20 protein-coding genes are annotated in these 25,978 nt (G+C 39.1%); 9 read left to right on the forward strand and 11 right to left on the reverse strand.

What is annotated here, in order from left to right:
* Positions 1-8 precede the first annotated feature (8 nt).
* The 3 genes from J5M57_RS04070 to J5M57_RS04080 form a co-directional block, all read right to left on the reverse strand.
* The gene (locus J5M57_RS04070; RefSeq protein WP_207847543.1) at positions 9-1,070 is read right to left on the reverse strand and encodes an alcohol dehydrogenase catalytic domain-containing protein; all 1,062 of its coding nucleotides are present in this window, start codon (positions 1,068-1,070) and stop codon (positions 9-11) included.
* A gap of 20 nt (positions 1,071-1,090) precedes the next feature.
* Complete coding sequence (locus tag J5M57_RS04075; protein ID WP_207847545.1) at positions 1,091-2,311, reverse strand: aspartate aminotransferase family protein; 1,221 nt, start codon at positions 2,309-2,311, stop codon at positions 1,091-1,093.
* Positions 2,312-2,581: 270 nt separating this feature from the next.
* Positions 2,582-2,770, reverse strand: coding sequence for a carbon storage regulator (locus J5M57_RS04080; protein WP_207847547.1), 189 nt, complete (start codon positions 2,768-2,770; stop codon positions 2,582-2,584).
* Positions 2,771-3,794: 1,024 nt separating this feature from the next.
* Here J5M57_RS04080 and J5M57_RS04085 point away from each other — a divergent pair.
* Together J5M57_RS04085 and J5M57_RS04090 are read left to right on the forward strand one after the other, a co-directional pair.
* The gene (locus tag J5M57_RS04085) at positions 3,795-4,220 is read left to right on the forward strand and encodes a hypothetical protein (RefSeq protein ID WP_207847549.1); all 426 of its coding nucleotides are present in this window, start codon (positions 3,795-3,797) and stop codon (positions 4,218-4,220) included.
* Positions 4,221-4,388: 168 nt separating this feature from the next.
* Positions 4,389-4,697, forward strand: coding sequence for a winged helix-turn-helix domain-containing protein (locus tag J5M57_RS04090; protein WP_207847552.1), 309 nt, complete (start codon positions 4,389-4,391; stop codon positions 4,695-4,697).
* A 1,147-nt stretch (positions 4,698-5,844) separates the two neighbouring features.
* On the opposite strand, the gene J5M57_RS04095 is transcribed toward J5M57_RS04090, so the two are convergent.
* The 5 genes from J5M57_RS04095 to J5M57_RS04115 form a co-directional block, all read right to left on the reverse strand.
* Positions 5,845-8,340: a fimbria/pilus outer membrane usher protein gene (locus J5M57_RS04095; RefSeq protein ID WP_243435058.1), complete on the reverse strand. Its 2,496-nt coding sequence runs from the start codon at positions 8,338-8,340 to the stop codon at positions 5,845-5,847.
* Positions 8,341-8,418: 78 nt separating this feature from the next.
* Positions 8,419-9,150, reverse strand: coding sequence for a molecular chaperone (locus tag J5M57_RS04100; protein WP_207847556.1), 732 nt, complete (start codon positions 9,148-9,150; stop codon positions 8,419-8,421).
* A 46-nt stretch (positions 9,151-9,196) separates the two neighbouring features.
* Complete coding sequence (locus J5M57_RS04105) at positions 9,197-9,787, reverse strand: fimbrial protein (RefSeq protein WP_207847559.1); 591 nt, start codon at positions 9,785-9,787, stop codon at positions 9,197-9,199.
* A 355-nt stretch (positions 9,788-10,142) separates the two neighbouring features.
* The gene (locus J5M57_RS04110; RefSeq protein WP_207847562.1) at positions 10,143-11,141 is read right to left on the reverse strand and encodes a fimbrial protein; all 999 of its coding nucleotides are present in this window, start codon (positions 11,139-11,141) and stop codon (positions 10,143-10,145) included.
* Between the two features lie 5 nt (positions 11,142-11,146).
* Complete coding sequence (locus J5M57_RS04115; protein ID WP_207847564.1) at positions 11,147-11,902, reverse strand: molecular chaperone; 756 nt, start codon at positions 11,900-11,902, stop codon at positions 11,147-11,149.
* Between the two features lie 326 nt (positions 11,903-12,228).
* Between J5M57_RS04115 and J5M57_RS04120 the strand changes: the two genes are divergently transcribed.
* The 7 genes from J5M57_RS04120 to J5M57_RS04150 all read left to right on the forward strand — a co-directional run bounded on the left by J5M57_RS04120 (position 12,229) and on the right by J5M57_RS04150 (position 21,548).
* Complete coding sequence (locus J5M57_RS04120) at positions 12,229-13,407, forward strand: EAL domain-containing response regulator (protein WP_207847566.1); 1,179 nt, start codon at positions 12,229-12,231, stop codon at positions 13,405-13,407.
* A 73-nt stretch (positions 13,408-13,480) separates the two neighbouring features.
* Complete coding sequence (locus J5M57_RS04125) at positions 13,481-16,357, forward strand: response regulator (protein WP_207847576.1); 2,877 nt, start codon at positions 13,481-13,483, stop codon at positions 16,355-16,357.
* A gap of 65 nt (positions 16,358-16,422) precedes the next feature.
* Positions 16,423-17,070, forward strand: coding sequence for a response regulator transcription factor (locus J5M57_RS04130; protein WP_207847578.1), 648 nt, complete (start codon positions 16,423-16,425; stop codon positions 17,068-17,070).
* A 139-nt stretch (positions 17,071-17,209) separates the two neighbouring features.
* Positions 17,210-17,527 (forward strand): hypothetical protein, encoded by a 318-nt coding sequence (locus tag J5M57_RS04135; protein ID WP_207847580.1) that lies wholly within the window; start codon positions 17,210-17,212, stop codon positions 17,525-17,527.
* Positions 17,528-18,425: 898 nt separating this feature from the next.
* On the forward strand, positions 18,426-19,631 hold the full coding sequence (locus J5M57_RS04140; RefSeq protein WP_207847583.1) for a zincin-like metallopeptidase domain-containing protein: 1,206 nt from the start codon (positions 18,426-18,428) through the stop codon (positions 19,629-19,631).
* Positions 19,632-20,096: 465 nt separating this feature from the next.
* The gene (locus J5M57_RS04145) at positions 20,097-21,074 is read left to right on the forward strand and encodes an AAA family ATPase (protein WP_160049620.1); all 978 of its coding nucleotides are present in this window, start codon (positions 20,097-20,099) and stop codon (positions 21,072-21,074) included.
* A gap of 15 nt (positions 21,075-21,089) precedes the next feature.
* On the forward strand, positions 21,090-21,548 hold the full coding sequence (locus J5M57_RS04150) for a hypothetical protein (RefSeq protein ID WP_207847584.1): 459 nt from the start codon (positions 21,090-21,092) through the stop codon (positions 21,546-21,548).
* 267 nt (positions 21,549-21,815) lie between these two features.
* On the opposite strand, the gene J5M57_RS04155 is transcribed toward J5M57_RS04150, so the two are convergent.
* From J5M57_RS04155 to J5M57_RS04165, 3 genes are all read right to left on the reverse strand, one after another.
* The gene (locus J5M57_RS04155; protein WP_207847585.1) at positions 21,816-22,289 is read right to left on the reverse strand and encodes a hypothetical protein; all 474 of its coding nucleotides are present in this window, start codon (positions 22,287-22,289) and stop codon (positions 21,816-21,818) included.
* 606 nt (positions 22,290-22,895) lie between these two features.
* On the reverse strand, positions 22,896-23,477 hold the full coding sequence (locus J5M57_RS04160) for a hypothetical protein (protein WP_207847586.1): 582 nt from the start codon (positions 23,475-23,477) through the stop codon (positions 22,896-22,898).
* Positions 23,478-23,593: 116 nt separating this feature from the next.
* A complete protein-coding gene (locus tag J5M57_RS04165) occupies positions 23,594-25,939 on the reverse strand; it encodes a hypothetical protein (protein ID WP_207847589.1) in 2,346 nt (781 codons plus the stop codon).
* Positions 25,940-25,978: the final 39 nt, after the last annotated feature.

The raw sequence follows: 25,978 nt of genomic DNA on the forward strand, positions 1-25,978 counted from the left end.
ATAACTCTTTATTTAAAATCAGCGATTCGAAGCAAAACCTTACAGCAAGGTACTTGCACCGGCGCCATTCTAGAATTTTGAAGATCGCACCCAACCAATTTGAATGCATTTACATAATCATCGAAATCTAATTCATGGCTTACCAGCGCTTGCGCAGGTACAAGGCCCTTTTCGATCATAGTGTACGCCCGCTCAAAGCTGTTATTGAGAGAGTCAATAGATCCGACGATGGTAAGACTTTTGTCGGCAATACGCTGAACATCGATAGAAGCTCTAGATTCTTTCAATGCAACATTCAGTAATTTCCCACCTGGTGCTAGCAAATTAAAAACTTGCTCTGTTAGTTGTCCTGTTGTATCAACAACAAGATCAAGTTGAGTATTATCAGCACCGTATTCCGCATCGATGGCGTCGTCGATAGTGGTATACATTTTACAATGAGGAGGTAAGATGTCCCTGGCGAAGGTCTTGCGGAATGGATTGTTTTCGACTAGAAACGCATTTACACCTTTATTATAAAGTACCCAAAGATACAACATCCCCATGGGGCCTGCGCCAACAACGCAAGCTCGGAGATCAGTGCTTGTTATTCCGAGCTTATCAACACCGGTGATAGTGCAGCTAAGTGGCTCTGTTAAAGATGCTGCCTGTAATGAGACGCTGTCGTGTAGTTTTAGAAGGAATTTCTGCTTAGAACGATACTGAGTGGCGAAGGCACCGTCATAAGAAACTCCTGCTTCTGTTCCCGCTTTTGCTTCACAATGATTTGGGTTTCCAATTTTACACATCCGACAAACTCCACAAAAGTATGTTGGATTAACTACTACCCTATCACCGGGCTTAAACAGAGTTACGTCACTACCAATTTTAGATACAATACCTGAAGTCTCGTGACCTAATGTTACGCCCTCAACAGCAACCGAATAATCACCGCTTATAATCCCTACGTCAGTACCACAAATCCCACATACACCGACATCTATTACTACGTCGTCGGGCTCAATGCAATTTAACTCAGGCGTTTCAGTAATACTTACAGACCAATTAGAATTAAATTTTAAAGATTTCATATTAACCTCTGTTAAATAATTTATTGGGCGGAAATTTGATTTAGAGTAAGATCAATTTTCTGGAGAATTTCATCAATATGCAGTCGTGTGCAAATCAGCGGTGGGCGTACTTTAAGCGCGCTACTTTTGCCATATCTAGAACCGCGTATGATTAAACCATTCTTATGTGCAAGATCAATAAATTGTTTGGCAAATTCCGGTGAAGGTGTATCAAACCCAAACATATAGCCCAAGCCTCTAACTCCGCTTACCGACGAATGCCTGCTCTGAATATCTATAAGCCCATTGAGAATAAAATCTTGATTTTCGGTGACCCTTCCAAGAAGATCTTCATCCTCAATTATGCTAATCGTCTCGTTCATTGCGATCAGAGACAATGGATTTGCACCTGAAGTACTAGAGTGCTCAAAGGATTCTAGGACATCTAACTCCTTTCTCATCAGTACTCCACCAGTTGGAATACCGATACCACCAGCTCCTTTAGCAAATACAATAATGTCCGGATCTAGATCTCTAGCATAACCAGTTGAAGCAAAAAATGTTCCGGTTCGACCAAAACCAGTTTGTACTTCATCTGCTACAATTACGATATTATTGCGACGGCAAAATTTATTTAGGTGGGAGTAGAACGCCTTGGGGATAACGATATTACCACCGTTACCTAATACAGGTTCGACGATGACGCACGCAATATTTTGAGTTAATCCAAATTCGAATAGAGCGTCCAAATCCGCAAATTCATGAAGGTCTCTATCACCAATTTGATTTGCAAGGACACTAGGCGGGACGGGGATTTTTACAGAACCTGTTATTTCGACATGGAAATCTTTAATGCGAAATGCGTTACCCGATATTTGTGCAGTCGCTAATGATTGTCCATGGTGTGACATGTATAAAGACATGACACCGGAACGACCCGTAGCTTTTTGAGCCATTCGAATCGCACATTCAACAGCACCAGATCCTGTTACATCTCTCAGCCAGATATTCGTAAATCCGGCAGGCGCATATGGTAAGAGGCGTCCTAGAATCGATTGAGCCATCTCTAATGTATAAGCTGAGCTTAGGTGTGCACCTCTAGCAAGCTGGGCGCTCAATTTATTTGTAATCCTCTCGTTTGTGTAACCAAGTGGTAAATTAAAAGTTCCAGATGCTGCGTCAATCAATTTCGCGTTATCTATGTATAAGTATGGTCCATCTCCTTTAAACCTATTTAGTAAATGCTCAACGTTATTTCTCATTTATCAAATCCTTAATTAATTTATAACGATTGGCCGTCGCAAATGAAAATTACGCGCCTTTAATGATCAATGGATAATCTTTGACTCCTAGCAACTGTCAACTAGGCGCATAGAGTTCGCCAAAATTAGTAATGTGCATTGAGAGAAAGTATTAACGGCATTGATTTAACCTTAATGTGATTTACAGATACAAACAAAAGTTTAGAGTTCAGATAATGATCCCTAAAATTCATGCACCTTTGTAAGCTTTTAATAAATCATTAAAAGTAATCAAATATCGCCATCAACGCTTATATTTTTATTGAATGAAGATTTTGTTGAGGGTTTATTATAAATTTTCACATGTGAAGGTGCGGTAATACCAAATAAAACTGAGTTTTCGTCGACTTTAATCAGTTTTATTGTGATAGCTTCGCCAATCCGAATTCGCTCTTTGGAGCGTCGACTAATAACTAGCATTTCCCAATCCCTCGTAGCTCCGTTCCTTTCCCTATATAATCGATATAGATTGCACCAAACACAATAAGAAAAATCTTAAAAATCTTGTTCATGGTGGTTTTTCGATCTGATTACAATGTATATTTTGAGTCCAGATGCTCATAATGTGAACACATACTAACGTTACGTTGTTGATCATCATGGGGTTTCGAAAATAAGATCAGCTTTCCCGCATGGGGATATAAACGATGATTAGGATTGTTAAAATGTGATCGACTATTTGGTTAGCGCTTTATTAAAACTAGCTTGGTTGGATTCAAAGCAATATCAAATTACGGGGAGTAGTTGCAGTTGATTGAGGTTAGACTGCTGACATAGAAGAGAAAAACTTTCAAAGGTGTCTAGCGATTGGCAATAGAAAGCACCAGTAAAGTGTGCATTTACTAAACTTAGTATTTTTTATCTTTATCGAAATTGAATTACGCCTTCAAGTTTAAAACATTAAACAATTCGACAATAATTTCATGTTATATGAAAGATATAACTTCGTCGCTCACAAAAATAATTGCGAAAGAGACCGCATTTAATTAACTGAATTTTTTGATAGCCCCATAAAATAATATCGTTCTGTACATAAAAATAAGTTTCTTAAAGTTAATGCAGAGATTCGAAAATCGAGCTGCGCACTCAACTAAGTTTCGATTAAGTCTAACGAATAGGATTTTAAATACTAGGCGCTTTCATAAATCGTAAGTACTGTAAATATGGTTATTAGGTGCGATTTATTTAGCTATTCAGTTTTAAAAACATTCTTTTAATTAGGCGCGCCCGATCAAGCTCTAAATTGGCGCTGATCTATCAAGCGGTTGGGCAGTTTGAAATGCGGTGCGGCGGAGAAATAGAAAAACGAGATTTAAGATTTTTCTTATGTACTGCCATCTTAAACACTAGGAAACTTAGCTATTAGACCAAATGGAGTTACAAATTCAGCCGAGTAGGGAATTATCATATATTTCAAATCGACTATCTAATTACTGGAGACAGAATGAAACCTAACATGACATTTTTAGAGTCCATTAATATCGGAATCAATAAGGCGATGCTGGAGATCAAAAACATTGAAAGCATAAAACAAATCTTTGAAGAATTAAATTCAGACCTCCAAAAGCATTCTAATAATTTCAAGGTAGTAATTAAAGAAGGTAATAATCAATGTGTGGATTTTAGAATAAACGGTTTAAACCACAATTCAAACATGATTTTTACATTACACCTATGCCATAAATTCGGAATCGAGACTTATGCCGAAGTAGCAACCTTCCAACATACCTCAAATGGCTTCCCATGTGTACTTAGTTTCGAGGAAAATGACCATTCATGTGAAGACTTACAAGAGCTTAGAAGAGCTCTGTTAGGGTTACTATCATCAGCTAGCTTTGGACGGACAATTATGAATGCTCTTAAAAGTTAGTCAGCTTCATTCTCCATTTCATTTTAATAATAGCATTTAATATGAATAATACCTTTCTATCTTGGCTACCATATATCATTGTATGCTAAATCCTAAGATACTCCATGCAACCATTTAAATTATATTGGTGCTTTATAATGAAAAAAAAATCAACCTAAAACTTCATCATTGTTCCTTAATCACAATGATTCTAACCTAAAGAACGGGAATCACGTAATACACTTAACTCGCAGCGAATTAAAATTAATAACAACATTGTTACTTAAATCAACTCGTATTGTTAGTAAGGAAGATTTAGCAAAGTCGTTAGGCAAAAATTATGAAAACTACACTGGCCTAGAGATGTGCCTTAGTCGGTTACAGAAAAAATTTAGACAAATTGATAGTGAGGAGCGGTTGTTTCGGTCAGTGAGGAATCAAGGATACTGTCTGGTTCAAATAATAACTATCTCAGATTTCTTTAAATGTCAGCTATAATAAGTTCTAATTAAACATCAATGCTCTGATGGAACACTCTCCATCAAAACACGATGGCGCTATTACCAAATCGCTTCGTGTCGTTAATCATTAAATGTATTGCGACACGCAGTGAAATCTACCATATGGGGACTGTGGCATGGCGTGTTTTTTTTTAAGCCTTCCATCAAAAAGCTCGCATCTAGCGCTATGGATGCGGATGCAATGTCAGTAATAAGGAAGACTTAAAGATGCTGCTAATAAACAGAACTTTCACAAATTTTAAATATTCAATACCGGGCTGGATCACTATCTAAATACTACCGCCCCAAGAAATATTTTATTTATATCTTAGTGCAAATCAATTCACAAATAGTTGCTCGGTAGCTTTCAACTAACAAGCTACGCCATTTATATTTCAATAAAACATAGTGAGACCTAAAACTTATTATTGATATTCCAACAATCGTATGAACGCAATGGTATTAGATGATAAAATAAAAAAGTTCCAGTATTAAAGGCCTTTTATTGCTAAGCAATTTTAAAAATTAAAACTATAGGTTACACCAATAAGGCGACAAAATACTTAAATTCTTTTTTAGGAAAATTAAGAACTCAGGTTTCAACCCTCCTGAGTAATATAGTCCTTGTGCGAGTCGCCAAAGCTGAAGGGATGCGAATGAATCGCCCTTATCAATTAGAGTACAGAGTTCACTTATCTCGCGCACGAGAAACACATCCTTATGCCTGACGGAAACCATATGCATAAGCATGATATTTCCCAAACTAAAGCCATCTATGTTTTTATTGAGACACAATGGTGTGTAAACTATAAAAAAACGAGGCGTTACCCAAGACGGTGTTTCACTATATTGCGAATCCATTTTCAACTCCCTGTAAAAAACTCACCACAAGCTCATAGTCCAAAAGAAAAATAAGCAAATCAAAGATTAAAAAAATTCCGTAATTTTAATCTTTATCGGGCTTTCTAACAACCAAATACAGGCAAATCACAATATTTTAGTTAAGCATAGATAATTATTATAGAGCATGTTGTAGTTTTTCTAATTCATTACGCAAAACCTTTAATAGTCTTTGTAATTTACCATGCGCTTCTACTCAAGCTTTAAAAAAACCGCTCTAAAGAGAGCGGTCTATACTCGAGGTGTTACATCGAACAAGTTCCTTTTACATCTTGATAGGTGAGTTTCGGATCTTTTTCAGGCAAAACGTAGGGCAGACTGCACTCACCACCTTCCCAAATAACTTTTAGTTTGCCTTGATCAGGTATACCAAAAATCAAAGCCTTTGACTGATTATCTACGAGTCCAACTGGTTTAGAGTTCTGGTCAAGTACTTGAGCTCCTAGCGGTATGTGTTTTCCGCTATCGTTAAGAATTGAGAATTGAATTCTTCGCCCAGTCGTTGAACTATAGGCAACCTTCACGATTGAACCACGGGTTGGCACTACAACTTTGGAATTTTCATTAATTTCAGTATCAGTACCTATTGATTCCGTATCGAGGTTCATCCAGTTGTATCTATAAGCCTGCATATACGGTACAACAGCAAATCCTTTTCGGTTGGTTTTAATACCTGTCCAGCCGGATACCCCCACACCTTCTACATTTGGAACTTCAATTAGACCAAATGTGTCACCAACAGGCTGTCCGAATGTCACGCCGTTGCTATGAGCGACCACAGATCCTGAAGCACCTATATTCATTTGTTCGCTATTACTCCCTTGATTAAATCCTCCTTGGATCTTCACAACTGAAGTATCAGCGTTAAGTGTAGCGCCTGTGGATGTGCCACTTGATTTATTATTACCAACACTCGCCGTATATCCGTATTTCTGATTTGAATCTACAAAACCAGAAATAGAAGATTGATAGGCTGCACCATTTTCTTTTGAGCTAACTACTGAACTGGACAAATTATGTGTATTACTGCCACTGCCTAATGGAACACTGATACTTAATGTAACCTGGGAATCGCCACTGCTGTAACTATTCGGCCCCTGCGTCCTTGCAACTGCAATACCGTAGCTAAACTTTTGCGTGCTTCCATTAAAACCAAGCTGCCAGTTTTTGCTCGGTTTTTTGTATCGCCAATAGGCCGTCTCTTCCAAAGAAATATAGACTGATTTATTTTGGGATAGCGTTTGATTTACCCGTAAGTTGAACCGGCTTTTTTGAGGGTTTCTATAAATAATGGACTGCGAGAATCTTTCACGCTGCTGTTGATCGCTAACGTGCTGATTGAATGTACGATAGCCCTCTGTGGAATACCGATAACCGGCCATTGTAAAAGTAGTACGTGTAGCGTTTAGTGTCTTCGAATATAAGACACGTGAACTATAGCCATGATCAGAAGCGCCATTATAATTTTTTGACTCACTGGTTGTCACATCAAACGATATACCACCATAGGGAGAATTCAATCCCACGCCTGTATTTAGACTCGAATATCGGGGTGATGTAATAAATCCTCCAAAGCCGGTGATGTTGTCAAGAGCACCGTACACAGCAGTGCCTTGTGCAAAAGATGGAGACGGAAGATCGGTGGAACTGTACTCACCAAATGTAAGGCTATAACGAAAATTTCCTTTTCTAGTCATAACTGGCTGGTAAGCAAAAGACTGCGTGTATTCTTTTATACGTCCATCTGATTCTAGAATTCTGATTAAAATATCGCCATTTGATCCACTAGGATTAATATCTCTGAATTCAAATGGACCAGGCGGCACCGACGCAGAGTAAATTATAAATCCATTCTGCTTTACTTCGACGACTGCATTAGATTCGGCAATGCCTCGCACCACAGGAGCGTATCCATTTTCGGAATCGCTTAGCATTCCTAATTCAGAGCCTAACTGTATACCTTTAAAGCGGTATGATTCAAAGATATCGCCACCAGCAAAAAGTTCACCAATAGAAAGTTTACTTTTTAGCGCATTGATATCCTTTTCAAGATATGAGCGATTACTTTTGAATTCTCGCTCCACTTTGGAACCTTGAGTATAGGCGGATTCATTCCTAAACCTCCATCCAGCAATGTTAAATCCATTTCTCAAATTAATATTATAGTAATCACTTTGTTCACCATAATTTTTAGATCTATAAAAGTTTGTCTGATAGTCACTGAAAGCTGCTGATATTCCATTATCCCACAGAGATGGATCGACGCTACCACGATTTTTTATTTTCAAATAAATTTGTGGGATACTTATCTTAAGTTCTAATTTATCAGCTGCAAATTCTACTGAACTGCCAACTAATTTAGGGACCAAATTGTCAGATTCATTATCTTCTACAATTGTTGGTATGGCATGGTCTTTACGCGCCTTATCAACATCAACACCAAGGCGCTCCAATAACTTGACGTTAATCATAGGCACAGTGTCACCATCAGGATCAACGAAAAAGGTTATTGGCTCTCTCTTTACTAAGCTATCGTTCAAATAAATATCAAGATCATAGACTCCAGGGCGGACGTAATTGATGCCCTGAAATGTTTTTAAATCACCAGTACCCGCACCCGAATTAAGAAATGTTTCGTCAAACTCGATTTCTTCCGCAAGAGAGATGTCTGCGCACATCGCAATCATCAAGCAGATGCTTAGTTGAAAGCAAGTACACAATATTTTTATAAAAAAAGTCATACAACATCCTCAGCAAAAAGCTGATACATAAACAAGTTTATAATTGCGGTAAGCGGATTACCTAATTAAGATCTAAATTTACTTTTTGACCGTAATCTTAATTTTGTCGAGACCACCAAAATCATTGACACTGTCAAATTCAACCAAAAAGTTATCCGCGTTAAGGGAAACGTTTCTTTCTAGCTCAATTTCTCGAGTCTCAAAAGGTGATAGCATCCCATCATCTAGAAAAACAGTTTGTTTACTTTCTATTGAATGCAGATCTATTTTCTTTTGAGCAATCGTTACATGGTATGGAGACGGATTAGATAGTGTTAATGTTTTTCTGTTTTGAGTGGTTTTAACGACAAACTTGAGATCATTGGCAGCAGCTGATTGAGTTCCTGTCAGTGTTTCGGGTCTGTAAAATAGTTTTATTTTTTGGCGAACGGCCATCACCAACGAACCATCTGTTTTTATCTTCTGGGGTATTTCTTGCACCACCATCCACAAAACGGTTTCCTGATTAGCAGGAAGCCCAGATCCTTTGTAAAAAAGACGTAACTTTTGTTGTCGTTCTGGTCCTACTTTTACAAGTGTTGGAGTTACGATAAAAGGCACTGTAAATTCTGGCGCTGTTCGAGTTCCTTCAACCCATGATTGTAACATTACATCTTGATCATTTTTATTCGAAACTAGAAAGGACGTCTCTTTATCCGAACCGTTATAAATTAAGCGAGTTCTGTCCAGTGTAATACCTGCACTTGCTGTCTCAAGGAAATTACAAAGTGAAAAGAGCAAGAACAATTTGATAATGAGTTTAGATTTCAAAATTTATCCTCAAAAGGGGGAAGCTAAGCCCCCCCCCCTATTCCGATTACTCGTAAATAAGAGTGAACGGCAAAGTACCGTTTGCAGTACCTGCGCCGAGAGTCTGCCCATTAGCCACGTATGCAGCACGCAAATTCAAATTTGCAGAATAAGTGATATTCGGATTTGTACCAGTAGGGACGAGTTGACCTACTACATTGCCGTTACCAGAAAGATTAATTAGCTCATTAGAACTATTGTATAGGCCAATACCTACACCTGTAGCGTTGCCAGTAGTTTTAAGAAGAGCATTATTATTTGTATCGATACCTGAACCGCTAGCGGGGTCGAATTGCAATTTCACGCTACTAAGGCCATTAGCAGTGCCGCCGCAATCGAGGTTAAGATTTACGGTTTTAGCACCCACGATGTTCGCAGCACTGCTGTCGCCGAGGGAATCAGTACTTACAGCACCCATCGCCACACTAATTGTTTGCGATCCACCCTGGCCACCTACGGTTGTCCCGGCGCCCGCAGTAACAGAGCACGAAGCAGCGGTAATACTACCAGTAAAGTTGATTACGCCATCTGCTGCAGAAACGAGGCTGCTAAAGCCAGCGGCGATTGCTAAGACGGTCATTTTTTTAGTAAAAGACATTCAAGAGACTCACGTTGTTGTAAAGAGCACTTATTGTATAAAACAATAAAAAAAACGTATATGAGACGATTCTTATTTTTCAGATATACTTAACTGGAATAATTATAAAGATATTGAATACATAACAAGAAACTAGATAGCATGAAAACTACCTGCACGTTAAAATTCATAAAGCAAAATTCTTTAAGCCCAAAGAAACCGGCATTGAATCAAAAAACTACATTTTTTAAAATGCACCTCGACCTTGCCGGTATTTAGATATTACAACTATTGATATTTAAATAAATGCGTATCGATCCAGCATTGAGTCGATAAATCTGAATAGGAAGGCTGTATCAATTAGAATTTTGTCGATTTATCTATAATATATATCTATCGAAGCCCCAGCGTTGAACGGTCCAGTATGATAACTACTTTTATTCCACAATAATTGAGCTATGAAACGCTTAGTAGAATGTAGATCTCCAGTAGCTTCCATCAACAGAAATTCAGAATTATAAGGAATGATGGCTCGAGTGTCGTTTGATAGTATTTTAATTCCTACGGCGTCATTATTAGAAGGAATAAGGATATTATCTTCGACAATACCATTGAGTGGTGAAAGCATTGAGCCGATTGCATAAACACTACTGCATTGCTTAGTAGAGCTTACAGAAAACTGGACCTCTTTAATTACTTCACCTTTTGTAGGCTTACCTGAAACCTCCCCAAAGTTTATACTTTGCGGAGATATGGATAAAGTTGAACCACAGGAAACGTACCTGAAATTATTCAAATTATTTATATAAAACTTGTAGCTATTAGCTGGTGCATACACCCCGCCTACCCCATCAAATGTTAGCAATTGATAAGAGCTTACAGTAGTCAATGCCCCCTCTTTATTTCCTTTTGGTTCGCTTTTCTTGGATACAAATGGACGTAACTTGACGCTGAACTCTTTTTTTGTAGCATTTTTACATCCAAACCAACTGTTACAGGTACCCAGTTCCACACCCATATCCACTTTGCAATTGCTTGAACCAGTATCACTACAAATTAGATCACGGCCATTAACTGTCAATCCCACCTCAATATCGTCGCCAAGCATGTTGTTAGCTTTGTCAGCGGGATTAAGGTAAAGATGTACGTTTTCAGGTGACTTTGCCACACCATTCTGCCAGCAAGCCATTGTAAGATTAAACTCGTCACCTATCCAAAGTTTTGTGCCTTTAGCCAACGACTGCAAAACAGCTACATTTTGGGTTACGCTAACGGTTTCAGCATTTGGTCCACTAACACTCTCACACTTAGTTGCGTAACAGTGAGTTGAACCTAAAAATATAAAGGTGACAATTATAAAGATAACCTTATTCATAATACTCACATTGCATATGGCAAATTTTCGGATTCCGTAAAATCCACTTTAAAAGGTCTGAGATTACCTTCATCTGTTACTTGACTATAATTCATTGAGTGTATTTCACATCCAGCACTAACTTTTTCTTGTGTAAAGGGCGCAACCATAATGTGATCAATTGATAGGTTACAGTTTAATCCTAGCCCCGCGCCTTTAAGCTGACTAATAGTCACATAATACGGGCTTTTATTATTAAGAATTAGCTTATTATTACTCGAGTCTTTAGCCCACACTATAGGTGTTTTTCTTTCAGAAGGTGATATCAATAAAGGCCTATAAAATAATTTGAATTTATGATTGAGTGATAAATGTACAAGATTATCAGATCTAATTTTGTGTGGTATTTCCCTAACACTCAATATAAACAAGCTTTCCCTATCTTCGGGTAAACCAGCACCTTTGTAGATTACTTCGACCGTTTTCGACGTATGTGCACCAATTTTAATAAGTGGATTGTTAAGGGCGATTGGGGTTTCACTATTGCTAAAACCTGGGCGCTCTAAGGAGATCTGTACAAGTGTTTCCTCAAGTGAAATGTTTTGGATGACTATGGGCATTCGAGCGCTCTTTAAAACGTATCTTGTCTTATTATTGAACGCTAAATCAGCATGTGCCTCTTGGATAAAAGCATTGAAGAGCACAGCCAAGATCAATATTGCTACGACAATAAAGACACATTGCTGCAAGAACCATTCACGCGAAACTTTAGGAGCAAACATCATCATACCTCCTTAAGACAATTGAATTAGCATAACAACCCCATTGCTAATCTAATCTACATATCGATCACATCTATTGTATCTGAAAAAAACCAGAAAAGACTTAAGAAGAATCTTAAAATCAAATGACCTGATTATTCAAACTGAGCCCCTCCCCCCCCAAGAATAAGAACTTTCTCATATGATTCAAACTGATTATCCAATATCATATTAGGATCTAAACACACATCCATTTCATTTTTATCATCCACCATTTTAAGTTTTATTGCTTTTGCAAATGATGGATTTGTGCCAAGGGAATTCTTGGAATAGTGGAGCTTAAACAATTGAAAATTTTAATCATTGAAGATCAGGTGTTTCTAAACGGTTTTCTACGAGAAAATATGCGTCGCCTAGGCAATTTTGAGATAGATTCGGCTTATTGTGGCAGCAAAGCTTTAGAGCTTTTAAGTAATAATAATTATCAACTAGTTTTTTTAGACTTGATGCTCCCAGAGTTTGACGGGGTAAAACTTTTACAACTCATGAGTAAAAATAATCATAAGCCTAACCTAGTATTAATGAGCTCTTTGCCAGTAGGTATGCTTGAGTGTGCAGGGTTGGTTGCTAAAACCAACGGTTTTACTGTTATTGATTTGATCTCAAAGCCAGTTCAAAACAGACATCTACAAGAAATTACATCAAAAATTAAAAACGCTCATACTTCTCAATTTGGTCAAATGAATAACCCCGTACGATTCCAAGATCCAACTTATGCTGACCTTTCATCTGCGTTAGCAGATGGTGAAATCCAGGCTTGGTTTCAACCAAAAGTAAATATTAATTCATCAAGAATTGTAGGTGCAGAGGCTTTGGTACGCTGGGTTCATCCTAAATACGGCCTTTTACTACCTGGCTCATTTATCAAAAGTTTTGAAAAGCACCAACTTGATAAAGAATTGCTTTATTTTATGCTCGGTAGAGCATTGCAGGCTCAAGCCAATTGGCTGGTTAGCGGATACTCTATTAATATTTCGATTAACCTCCCTATACCGCTATTGGAAATAGACGGAATTGCTGATGACTTAGAAAAATTTGTTACCAATCATGGTTCGGATCCTAAAAGGATTACCTTTGAGCTGATTGAATCGAGCCCGCCCAAATGCTTAAGCAATTACTATGCATCGGCTTGGCATTTGAGAATGAAAGGATTCGGTTTAGCACAAGATGATTTTGGTACAGGATATAGCTCTTACGCCAATCTATCAAAAACGCCATTCACGGAATTGAAAATTGACAGATCCTTCACTCATAATTGCTTGACGAGTCACAATCAAAAAAACGTTTTAGCTAGCATAGTTCGATTAGGTCATATGTTAGGTTTGAAGGTCATTGCTGAAGGAGTTGAAACTATTAATGAACTTATGTATCTTCGGAAAATGGGGTGTGATGAGGCTCAAGGGTACTACTATTCTGGAGCAGTAACAGAATGGCAGTTCGAGGCGCTCTTAAACTCTATCAATTAACTGAACCTATCTCACAGCTGGATGTCATTATTTTCTACTGTCAAAATTTTTAACTAAATGTTGGAGCTTAGTCATGGATCACGACCCACACCCCCTCGGGGCTTTAGCAATTAGTTCTGTAAGGCAAAATAGAAATCTGCTTGTCCTTGGTTTTTTGGTTGTTACTTGTCTTATTCTTCTCTTTAAAACAAGTGAACGACTCGTAAATGAAGAAAAGAACAAATTAAATATACACTTTTCAGAAGTTATCAATTCATTACAAGAGAATGAAAACTTTTTACTTGATATTAGTAATCAATATCGGCTGCCGACTGATGATTTATATGTACCAGGAGGGTCGCAGTCGGTAATAATTCATGAAGTTCAACATTTAGATCGGAAAAGGCTTTTTAGAGGTAGCGGACTCAATGTTTCGATCCCATTCACTTTAGCTACTAGCGAAATCATTGATCAAAGTCGGTTTGATTCAAGTGTTAAATTCACCGTCCGTATCGCAGCTTATTATGCTAATTTTTGGTCAAGCTCCGACTCAAGAGCACCACAATTGATTCTTGTTTCCCAGGATCCGGATTTTTCAATTGCAATACCAGCTACTGACTATACAAAAATTGGCTCTCCACTTGAGCAAGATAAATATCTCGATTTTATTAATACACTTAGACACCGAATGCTCAGCGAGCGCCTGTCAATTAATGATTCTCGTGTTTGGTGGTCAACAATTGGTAAGGACGATCAAAATACACTGTTTGGTCTGATTCTAGTAAATATGAAAAATGGCAATATTACTGACCCGCTTAAGCAGTTTACAATTTTATCAACTAGTTTCAATATCAAAGAATCAAACTATTTAACAAGTAAAAATGAAAGATTGTTTTATGATCAATTTACATTGATTTCACCCACGGGAGCAACAATATTTGGTCCAAAATTACCAACTTCGTTGACTGCAGATGGACTTACTATTGACTCCGCCGGATTTCATTTTACGGTATCCAGTGACTCGCAGAACAGTTGGAAAGGCATATATTCTATTGGTTTCATAAGTTTTCTCCAAATGCTGCAAATCCCCTTGATCGGCATTATTTTTATTGCCTTGATTAGCACCGTTCTCATATTAATGATAAACAATTGGTATAATAAAAATATTGTTCAACCCGCAGAAACGGCGCACTCAAAACTTTTAGAAAGTCAAAAATTTATTACTGATGTAATCGATAGCGCTCCTACCGGACTTTCTATTGTAAGGCGCGCGGATCGAACTATATTGTTAGAAAATCAAAGTGCGAGAACATGGGGCGGAACCACTGAACTTCTTGATTTAATCTATGATCAACCAGAGTCTACTGAACTTTGTATTAAAGTAAAACAAATGTATCTTCAAGTATTCTTCGTTCCCACGAGATACCGTGGTGAACAAGTTATCTTGTGCGCATTTATCGACATTACCCAGCATAGACATGACAATACAGAGCTTGCTAAAGCCAAAAATTCTGCTGATCAAGCTAGTAATGCCAAAACTTTATTTTTAGCTACTATGAGCCATGAAATTCGTACTCCACTGTACGGGGTACTCGGTAATTTAGAACTGCTCAGCTTAACGGACTTAGGTACAAGACAAAAAGAATACTTGAAATTAATACAAAATTCGTCGAGCGCTTTATCGAGTATAATAAGTGATGTTTTGGATGTTTCTAAAATCGAATCAGGTCAATTCGTAATAGAGGTTTCTCCATTTTCACCAACGTTGCTTGCGGAGGAAGTTGTCAGCTCACTAAAAGCCTCTGCAGATCTGAAGAATATTTCTCTAGATTTGACTCTGGATCCTAGGCTCCCAAAATGTGTACTTGGTGACGATATTCGTATTAAACAAATATTGTTAAATCTGTTAAATAACGCCATAAAATTTACTGAAGAGGGTCGCGTCAACCTACACATCAATGTGGTAAACCAATGTAAGGAGATGTCTACTATATGCTGGCAGGTTACAGATACAGGAGTAGGTATACCCAAAGATCAACAACTATTTTTGTTTCAACCTTTTTACCAAGCTAACGGCGGGGGCAAACTAGGTGGAGCGGGTCTTGGGCTTGCAATTTGTGCTAAATTAAGTCAGCTTCTGGGAGGCAATTTAAGAGTCTTGAGTGATGTCGGTGTAGGCAGTAGTTTTTTCCTTAAATTACCCTTGAAAATATTGGATATTTCACTTCCTGAACAAAATATTCATTCAAAACCATCAATCAATTGTTTCACTAATGAAAGTTATAAAGTGCTCATAGCTGAAGACAACGATATCAATCGTTCGATCCTTGAAACACAACTTAAAATTTTGGGTTTACAAGTAACTTCTGCTATAGATGGTAAAGATGCTTTGAATGCATGGCATCAAGATAAATTCGACTTAGTTATCACTGATGTTAATATGCCGAATCTAAATGGATATGCACTGACAAGAGAGTTAAGAGCGCATGGAGCTCAAGTACCCATAATAGGCGTAACGGCTAATGCTATGCTTGAAGAAAAGCAACTATGCATAGAGTCGGGCATGAACGCTTGCATTGTGAAACCAATATCAATTGAAAATCTTAAACATTCCATTAGTGAACTTTTGTTCGATAAGGTGCTTTATCCATCAACGTTAGCACCCCAGGATTCCAGCAGTCTAACAATTGCAAATCTTTCAAATGAAATGAAAGTTTTGTTTTATGTAACTACTACACAAGACATTAATCAAGCGCTGGATGCGCTCAATAATAATCGCCAAGACGCACTTATTATACAGCTGCACAAAATCTGTGGCGCTTACGCGGCGATAGGTGAAAAGAATATCGCTGAGCAATTTCTGGCTTATGAAAATCGACTAAAAACCGAACATCTCAACTCTAGTTTAGATAAGGAAGTCAAGGAATTCTTACTTGAATTGGATAAAGATCTGCAGCTTTTAAAAAGATAAACTTATATATCCGGCGCTATAATACATTCTTACTATTATTTTCAATTTTTAACAAGGCATAGATCATGATTGATAAAGTTAGAGTCGTAATTGCTGACGATCATCCAATTATTTTACTCGGTCTAAAAGAGATTATACAAAAAAACAAAGATCTTCTATTGGTAGGTGAAGCAAATTGCCCAAGCCATACGATGTCTCTTCTGGATGAGTATAAGCCCGAACTTTTAATTACTGATTTCAATATGCCCGGTGATCCTGTTCACGGTGACGGTTTAAAAATGATCGACTACATACTCCGCAATTATACTAATACGAAAGTAGTGGTTCTTACAATGATCACCAATAGCGTCATTATCGAGAAATTGATTGATATAGGCGTAACCAGAGTCCTTATCAAGACGAACTTTTATGAACAAATTACAGAAACACTTAATGAGATCTTATCAAGCCCTAGTAGGGCTAACAACTCTACAACTCAAACTATGCATGCCGAAAATAGTTCACGCAATGAGCTAATCGAAAAGCTCACGATTAGGGAGTATGAGGTTTTACGTCTTTTCGTTTCAGGCTTAAATATCAGTTCGATAGCACTTAGAACTAATCGCAGTGTCAAAACTGTGAGTCACCAGAAGATATCAGCTATGAAAAAACTAGGTTTTGTTAATGATCAAGCTTTAATTTCTTTTTGTGTTCATACAAATCTTTTTGGATGATTTAACAGTGTCGCTACGCTATCGCGTTATTTTTTTCCTCGTTACATTCAAAGCGTAGCAGCTATACAACATCACTTTAAGAATTGTCCTAATGATTTTACTTGCTGACGGTAATATACTAACCTTTTGAGGGGTGTATATGACTTGGTTAATTGTTAATGGCAATGATATCAAACTTTTTCCTAGTTGGAAGCGAGCTATTTACTTAGCTAAAGACGGTAAAGTGTATGTAGCGGCTGCACTTGGAGGCAGCGAAAAAAAAGTCTCGACCTGTACACTTGCAGATAGAACGCCTTTTTTAATCTACGCCAATCATGTCTATGTACCTATGCTGTGGATTGTTAAAAATTTTCCCGCCGCTCTGCAATATTGCAAACTGATTGGTGATTTAGCTCTTGTTGAATTAAAGAAAAGAAGAGGAAAAGCTAGCAGAATTAATTTTTTTGAAAATAAATAACGATTTTCTAAACGAGAGTAATTCCTAGAACATCAAACAGAAATTACGAGTGATATATCTGCCTTATAAGACTAGGTGCTTATTTCTCATTCACCATTGAATTTGTGATACGAGTTCCTAGTTTGGTTTTTTAGCCATCACCCGATATCTACGTCTCTTGGAGGTAAATCACTTATTTCCCAGCAGACAGTATATGTCATATCAATGAGATTTTCATTTCTTCTGTCATCGTTTAAAAATTTCGAATCTGATGCATTCAAACTCAATACTTGGCCCTGAATAGCTTCTTATACAAAGCAACAGTCCTGGCCGTAGAAAAACTATCAGTATTAATTATCACCTTCTCTTGAAATCTTTAAATTGCCTTTTGAAGCTTCCCTTTGTGCACCTCGGCTAATGCCATTGCTTGACGTCCCGTACCATATCCGTATGGTAGCCACAAAAAAGTGCCCAGTAAAGCCAGGCTTTTGACCTACAGCACCTTCAATTGACTCTTTGATACGCAACTGCCCTTGTGGAGCTTTGTTACTCGACCAATTAACTTTGCAATAGCCTTGTTGGAAACCGCAGAAGCTGGGTACTTCTCAAAGGTGAAACGGTCATCAGCATGGCTAGCAGAAGCTACACAGGGAGAGAGCTACAGCAGACAAAATCCTTTTCATTTTAATCATTCGATGTTTGTTTGAGGCAAAACCATAGCTCCAGTCTTGAAGTTCAATCAAGATCAATCCTAAAGATATATTTTGAGCCTACAAAACTCCGGCAGATATAACTTAAATTTTTTTCCCTGCGGTGACTCACATTTCTTCTCAACACAGTGCACCTGCCTTTATTTCGCGTAGCGAATGACTTCTAAAAATTTAATGGTAAAATCAGTCATATAACAACTAAAAATTACATGGCGTTACCTAAACGAAAATCATACAAAGAAAAAAAGGAGTACATCGACAACAGCAAAGAGAAGCTCGAGGGATTCCTTGCGGATAAGGTCGATAGCATTCACGCGATGCTCAAGTCTGAAAATCCAGACGTGCCGGTGTGGAATTCACCATGCTTCAAGATCCGATACCTGAATCCCGTGTCAGGAACAATCTACAACCTCGAAAACTCAATGCTCCTGTCTATGCTAGGCAAAGAGAAAGGCTTTGAACTGCCCTACTACCTCACAGCGAAACAGGGCTACGACGCTGGCCTGTCAAACAAGGGCGAGAAGGGAGACTTCGTTGTTCACCACTTCGGCATGCAGATTGGCTTTGTAAAAGACGGCCAAAAGCCAGGTTCTGCATGTAATGATGACCAGGAGCCCAATGCGGAAGGCAAGGCCATCTATAGACGTGGTTCAAAGCTATCCCCGGTGTTCAACCTGCAGCAGTTCACGGGTGAGCTACCAAACAAGATAAAAGCGCAGATGGCGCAACGCGCCAAGATCCCTACCCCGTCAGAAGTAAAGACCGTGCTTCAGTCAGTTATGGATACGATGCCCACACCGCTCAAAAGGCACGCAGGGGCGGAACACAGCAATTACTTCTCCCCAGGTGAAGACACCATCTACCTTGCCCCGTCTAGCTACTTCAAGAGCGACCTACACGAGCTATCCACTCTATTGCATGAGGTCAGTCACTCATACGGAGTACCCAGTCGCAAGAACCGTGAAAGCCTCGCAAAATATGCTCTGAGTGATGAACACAGGGCCTATGAAGAGTTGGTAGCTAATCTGTCAGCTCAAGCCGTGATTAAGCACCTGAACTTCAACATCACCGATGGCATGCGCGACCAGTTAGACGATGCCTTTTTCAAGAACCACCAGACCTACGATGTGGGTTGGGCATTAAAGGGCTTGAGAGACAAGCCTGATCAGGTTTTCAAAGCCGCAGCAGATGCAGACCGCACAGCGAACGAGATCATCTACAAGCTTGAGAATGACCTTAAAGCAAAGTACGAACTCGACCCCACCCTACCCGTCTGTGACTTCATCAAACAGCGCCTATCTCGCTCTGAAGTGGATTCCACGCCACAGGTGAAGCCGCCGACCATCAGCAGCCACGACATCCAGGTAGAGACTGCCACACCCATACAACAAAAAAAGAGGACATTGAAAATATGAATAATTTCGAGAAAACCAGAAAACAAGCTTTTGAAGATCTAATCGATGGAGACGTAGAGCTGATAGATCTTTACGAGCAAGGAATGCTTACGGAGGAATGCTTTGTGGAGGAATCCACAAATGAACCGTATAAAGAAATTCCGCCAGAAAGGATTTACTAAGAAAATAAAATGTGATCTTAGAAAATAAACAGGAAGAGATTCCTGTTTTTTTTGGTTTTGATATCCGCAAATCAGTAAATGAAAGATTTTTATATCCCTTCAGTCTAAAAACCAGCGATCAATCATTTTACTGAAGCTAAAAATTAATTCATGATCCACCACGTTATTAAGCACTTCATAAACACTTATGAAGCATCTCATAAGTATTTCATAACTATTTATGAAATATTTCGCACTAACGGCTTGTTTTCTTTTTTCAAATGTTATTGTTTTAAAAACAACCAAAAACTAAAGGACTTTAATCATGAACCAACCAGCTAAAATCTTGGCCTTAATCAGTCATAAAAGCATTACTAAAACCACGACCATTTCAAATCTCAGCCACTCCTTGGCGCTTCAGGGTTATCGCACGCTGATTATCGACACTGATGGCGTACCAGCAATTCAAATGCATATCGAACAGAACAAAGAAGTAACGGAAAAACGCATTATCAAAAACAAAGCCAAGGTGGAATTGCTTAAAAATAAAGGTAGAGCTATAAACCAGTCCTTGCTGGATCAACTTGAGTACGATGAATTCGCACTTGAAAACCGTCCTATCGTTATTGCCCGCAGCCTTTATGAGCTGGACGCACAATTTGATGTAATCAAACGTGACTACGCTCACTTTGACTTTATTATTGTAGATGTTCCAGCCAAGGTTCTCGACTCGAAAAACAACCCAATCAAGGAAATTAAAAGGCTCATCAGCTTTAGTGACTTGGTGATTACACCTTACAAGGGCGACACGCAGAACGCAGTGACTGCCGTTACCGTGTCGGGAATCATTGAGGATTTGAAATACGACGCTGTGAGCCTAGGTGGAAAATTCACCACAAAGGTACGCTCTCTGCTGGCTTTCGATCCAGCACGCATCAAGGCAAATTCCAAAGAGGTCAGCGCTAACCTCACCTTGACGGATACATCTACGACTGCAGCAAGACTTGCCCGAAATGCAGAACGTAAAGCCTTGAAGGAAATCGACCGTAAGAACCAGATTGATGCAGATATTAGGGCATTCGGTGATGCGTTTGGTGAACACCAGAAGCCGTTGGAAGCACCTTTGATTTTCCGCTCGATATACCCTAACCAATTCAACAAAGGGCAGACTATTTATAACGCCACGACTGAATCGGCCAAAATTGCCCAAGCTGAATTCAATCTTGTGGTGAAAGCGATTCTTGAAGCCATTGATGAAACATCAGTGGTCGCCACTGCCCAAAACGAATCAATCACAAACTAAAAGGAGATAACAATCATGACATTTGACTTACAAGCAGCAAAAGCCCGTGCAGAAGCTAAAAGAGCGGAAGCACCTACTACACCACCAGAATCTGAAATCACTTTGGTAGAGACAGCTCCAAAATCACCAGAACAGATTCAAGCAGAGATCGAGCAAGCAGCCGCTGAAAAAGCTATCCACGATCAAAAGGTCTTGGCTTTCAAAATCGACCAAGCTTTGAAGGAACACAAAGCCCTGCCAGAAGGCAACAAATTGAGCGTTCGCAGCTTTGCGTTCACAGACAAGACCGATAGCGCTATCAAGGCTTTCGAGTCCATCACCAACAACAAGCGCTATGGCAAAGGGTACGTGAGCAGTTCAGTCAGCGTTGACGTTGAGCGCATGTGCATTCTGCGCTTGAAGGCTCTGAAAGACCCTGTTCTGAAATCCTACCTGGATGACGTAGACGCAGAATTCAGACGCACCATCGACTGATAGAGACTCAAAAAACCCAAGCCCCTTAACCGGGGCTTTTTTTCGCCTGGAGGTTCATAATCACCGATCTGAACTGGATCTGATCTACATCATAAGCACTTCATAAACACTTATGAAACAGTTCTGACGTGGTTAATAAATCCTTATGAACCATTTTACATGCGTTTCATCAACAGCTCAGAACCAGCTCATAGCCATTTGCTCAATGCTTATGAAGAGCCTCATAGGGGTTTCACATCTACTTCATAAATGTATCAGAAACAGATTTTAGCGTTTACCGCTACCGTAACTCCCAGGTAGCCGCGCCCAGGAATCAAGCATGTCTATTTTCTTGGGGCTCTTCTTACCCTTCACGACCGGCTTGGTGTCGTGGACTAGCTTTTTCGCGGGCAAAGCAATCTTGAATTTCCTTGCCGCGAACTCTTCAAGACTTACCTTCCAGCTCATGCGCTCGTTCGGCGGATTCCCACTGCGAGCAAAGACAGCTCCGTTCGGTCCCATCTTGCTCAACAACCCAAGCCGTTCACAAACCCAACCTGACACGAACAATTTGTAGTCGCGGGTATCGAAGACCTCAACCAAAGCTACGAATAGCGTGTAGTCACGGTGCTTGGTCGCGTGGTCAATGCAGTGCGCTATTGCCTGACTGTACAAACTAGATAGCAGGATCTTCTTCTCATCCAGCAAAGGGCGAAGCTCGTTTTTGTTGAGTGTCACCAACAGCTTGTACGACTCCTTCATCACCCACCCTCTCCTTTTCAACCGTGGAAACCGCCTATTAGCGCTCAAGCATAGGCGCTCTGTGTTGAATTCTGGTCTTTTTTGCGTGGCATTGCCCTGCCAATTTCAACACGGGACGCGTGTGGAAGCCTCACCAATCCGTATCCAACCCGTAAAAACCCAATAATTTAAGAAATGCTTAATAAGTATTTCATAACCACTTATTAAGTAATTCATATCTACTTCATAAACATTTAATAAATAATTATGAATGTTTTCGTTAATAGCAAATAAGGAAATACCAGAATGGTATAATTAGACTAAACAAACCATTGCCACTATGAACAACTCACATGAATTGATTTTACCTAACCAAGCCCGATTAATACTACCTGACCAGAAATTGATTATCCCCAATGAACAAGTGTTGATTCTGTCTAAACCGCCGATAAATGCATTGTTGGATTTTTACTGTACTTCCCTACCAACGAGCGCACTCAATAAATTATCAACGTGCAAAACCAAATAAATCTCCCCTCTACGGCAAAGCCGTAATGCACCTCGAAAAATCATCCCCCAATAAAAAAGCCACTGAAGAGTGGCCTTTTCATATCCAAACATTTGTATTCATGCTGTTCTTGTATTGTCATTGCGTAAGCATCTATTCTTCATCAGCACCAAAGTGAACATTCCAACCAGGAGAGTAATCGGCCAGATTATTGTAAACGCAAACATAGAGCCGAACATTGCTGATGGATCGCTCAAGGAGAATTCTGCACGAGCATGGACAATTTCGCTTGTGTAATAACCATGGAGAAGGTACGTCACGGTAGAAAGCTCGCCAGTGAAATCCCAAAACCTAATACCGAAAAAGAAGACAACCATCGACCTGTAAATGAATACCCAAACAATGACACTCATGATGAGCTTAAACGTCTTGATGCGTTTGTCCCACACGTCTGGATTGAAGTAGTTAGGCTTGTAGTCCATCTGGTTGATCAGATAGAAAACAGGTAACGTCAGGTAGAAGAAGATCATCGGCCCGAGACGTATTAGGGTAAGGTGATCATCGAAATAGGTAGAGTTTATTTTAGCCATGCCGCTATAAAGCAAACCATTGAGCAATGGTAAAAAACCAATGACAGCATAAAAGAAGATAAATCTTTGTAAGAAATTTAACCTTATCTTTTCCTTCTTCATCCATTTCATGTCGTTCACCTTCTTCTAGTTATTGCCATTATAGCATTTACTTCCGCAAAGAAAAGAGTTAGCCGACAAACAGATCTAACTCTTTAGAAATATATAAATTAAAGGATATAACCACTTTACCTTGTTCGTTGCAACGGTAGCACACCTTTAAATTTCTCGCTCATTGAGTTAACTTGAGTATTCGCTTGCTCACCCATGGCTTTATCTGTAAATAAATCTTTTGCAACGAGCATATCTTTGAATGCAGCCGAGATAGATTTAATTCCACTGTATAAAACGATGAACATCATTATGGTAATAGTACAATGCAAGAAAAGCATCACGAACAATCTCATCACATCGAACATGAACCCTGTTCCGCCCGAGAAAAATATCGAAGACAAATAAACAACAAACTCGTTTACTATGACAATGACAACTGACACCAACGTCATCCCGACAAAGAATAAGGTGGCTACAATTGTTCCACTGAAACAAATCCAAACCAGTTGAAGCATAATATTTTTCAGTACGTCAAATGCTTCCTGTTCATTTCTATTAATAAAAATCGACTTAACCAGCCTGACGCTCATTGTCACTATTATTTCAAGCGCACTAGCAACCACCACGCCAATCTCACCCAAAAGCAATAGAAGAGGCAGCAGACCTATTAATATCTGGTTAGCCATGAAGAACGCATACATAAACATCGAAGCTGTCGATATATAGGAAATAAGGTTTGTCATGTACCTTTCGTTTTTATTAAAGGTCAAAATTCCGTTTCTTACTATTTCAGAACCATAGTAAACAACCAATGAGACCTGTGTATATTCTGACGCATTGCTCCAAAGTGAAGCCGGGACGTTTAGAACCGGGGATACACAATTCGAATCTGTATTAAAGCAAGACTTAAATTGAAACCCCAAATTTTCGTAATAACGCGCCGTTAATTTATTTAGCAGTGCCTGAATCCCATCCAGTGCGAGAGCGCCCAGTTTATTTTCTGTCTGCGAAAAATAGACTTCATAAATAGACTTATTTATATCAAAGAGCTTTTGCACCTTCATAGTGTCTATCATTTCTTGATTCATTTGATTCTTATCATTTTCATTCAATGCTTCTGCTGAATCCGAAGCGTTGAAATTCTGATTAACGCTGATTTTGAAAATTGAGTATTGAGCATCAATGGCGTTAGTCATTTTCTTTTGATAGTTATTGAGATTCATCAAGCCAATGAATGAAGCGAAAATATCTGACGTGAATTTTTCTGGTGTGATTCCCTGCAAGAGGACTTGAACCACAGGATCAACAGTGGCCCTCACAACATTCAGCATTTGGTCACGTCCATTGTGAAGCTCTTCTATAGAAACGGAGTCTCTAAATTCATGGACGAACGAATCCTTGTCAGCCACTGTTCCATCTTCATTCATATCCAGGCAGTCATTAAGCAGCAATTCACTATCAGCGTATCTCACGCGATTATCAGCCTTATCAAGCCCTGAGCTGCACATGAACATCTGCATTTTTCTAGCTTCTTTATAAGCCATGTCAAATATTTTAAGATTGGCATCTTTGATTACATCTAATTGACCTGATGAATTGATGCTACCAGCGCTATAAACATTCACTTGAAGCTTCGTTAGGCACTGGGCCGTCTTAGTAATCTCACCAACCTTTAAAGAGCTTCCATCATATTTAGATGCTGGTGCTTGATTTTCGAGACAGCGAGAAAAATCAGTTTCTACGAATCTAAACTTGCCAGACTGAACGTCTTTTACCAAATTGTGCTTTACTAAAAGCTGCCTACGAATCGCCAAGTCATTTGATGCCATCTGAATGGCATTGATAATCTCCATTTTATAAATGCTTTCAGCCTGAACAATGCCTCTAGTGACGTAGGCCGATTCATCTTTAATAGAAGCGTTTATATAGAAAGGCATGAAAAACATAACGGTCGATTTCAATAAGACGAAATTGACTATCAAGGCCGCAAGAACCAAATGAATAATCCACCCGTTACCCACCAAAAACAAAACCGCACCCAAAGTTAAAAAGACCAGGAATTTATTCTCCTTTAGGCCATATTCAGCATTGGCAGCATTCTTGAATAACCTAGCCAATATGTTTAAACCACAAACGAATATAGAGACTATCCCAAATATCCCTACTGCGTCTTTCATGACTCCTTGTATTGCGACGCCCTCTTTTGACTTGTCAGCTACAATTGACAATGTGTCGTTATCCCCGAGATATGGCGCAAGGACCAGCCCAGCTACCATTATTGATTGGGGCGTAATCATCTTTGCAATTGAGCTAAATGCGAAATCTCGCTTACTCTCATGACCTGCGCATTTGCCAACCATGTCAGAAGTGGCGTAGTAGCAGTCAGCTTGTTGGGCGTCTTGATACGTTTCTGCTTGGGATGATGGCGAAAGAAATGCCATAAGCAGAAATATCAAAGAAATTATCTTTTTGGAGTTCATTTATATAGAGTTCGTTTACTTAATTATACCATTTGAAAA

The sequence above is a fragment of the Pseudomonas sp. 86_A genome, assembly GCF_017491705.1.
In the GTDB taxonomy this organism is placed as follows: Bacteria; Pseudomonadota; Gammaproteobacteria; order Pseudomonadales; family Pseudomonadaceae; genus Aquipseudomonas; species Aquipseudomonas koreensis.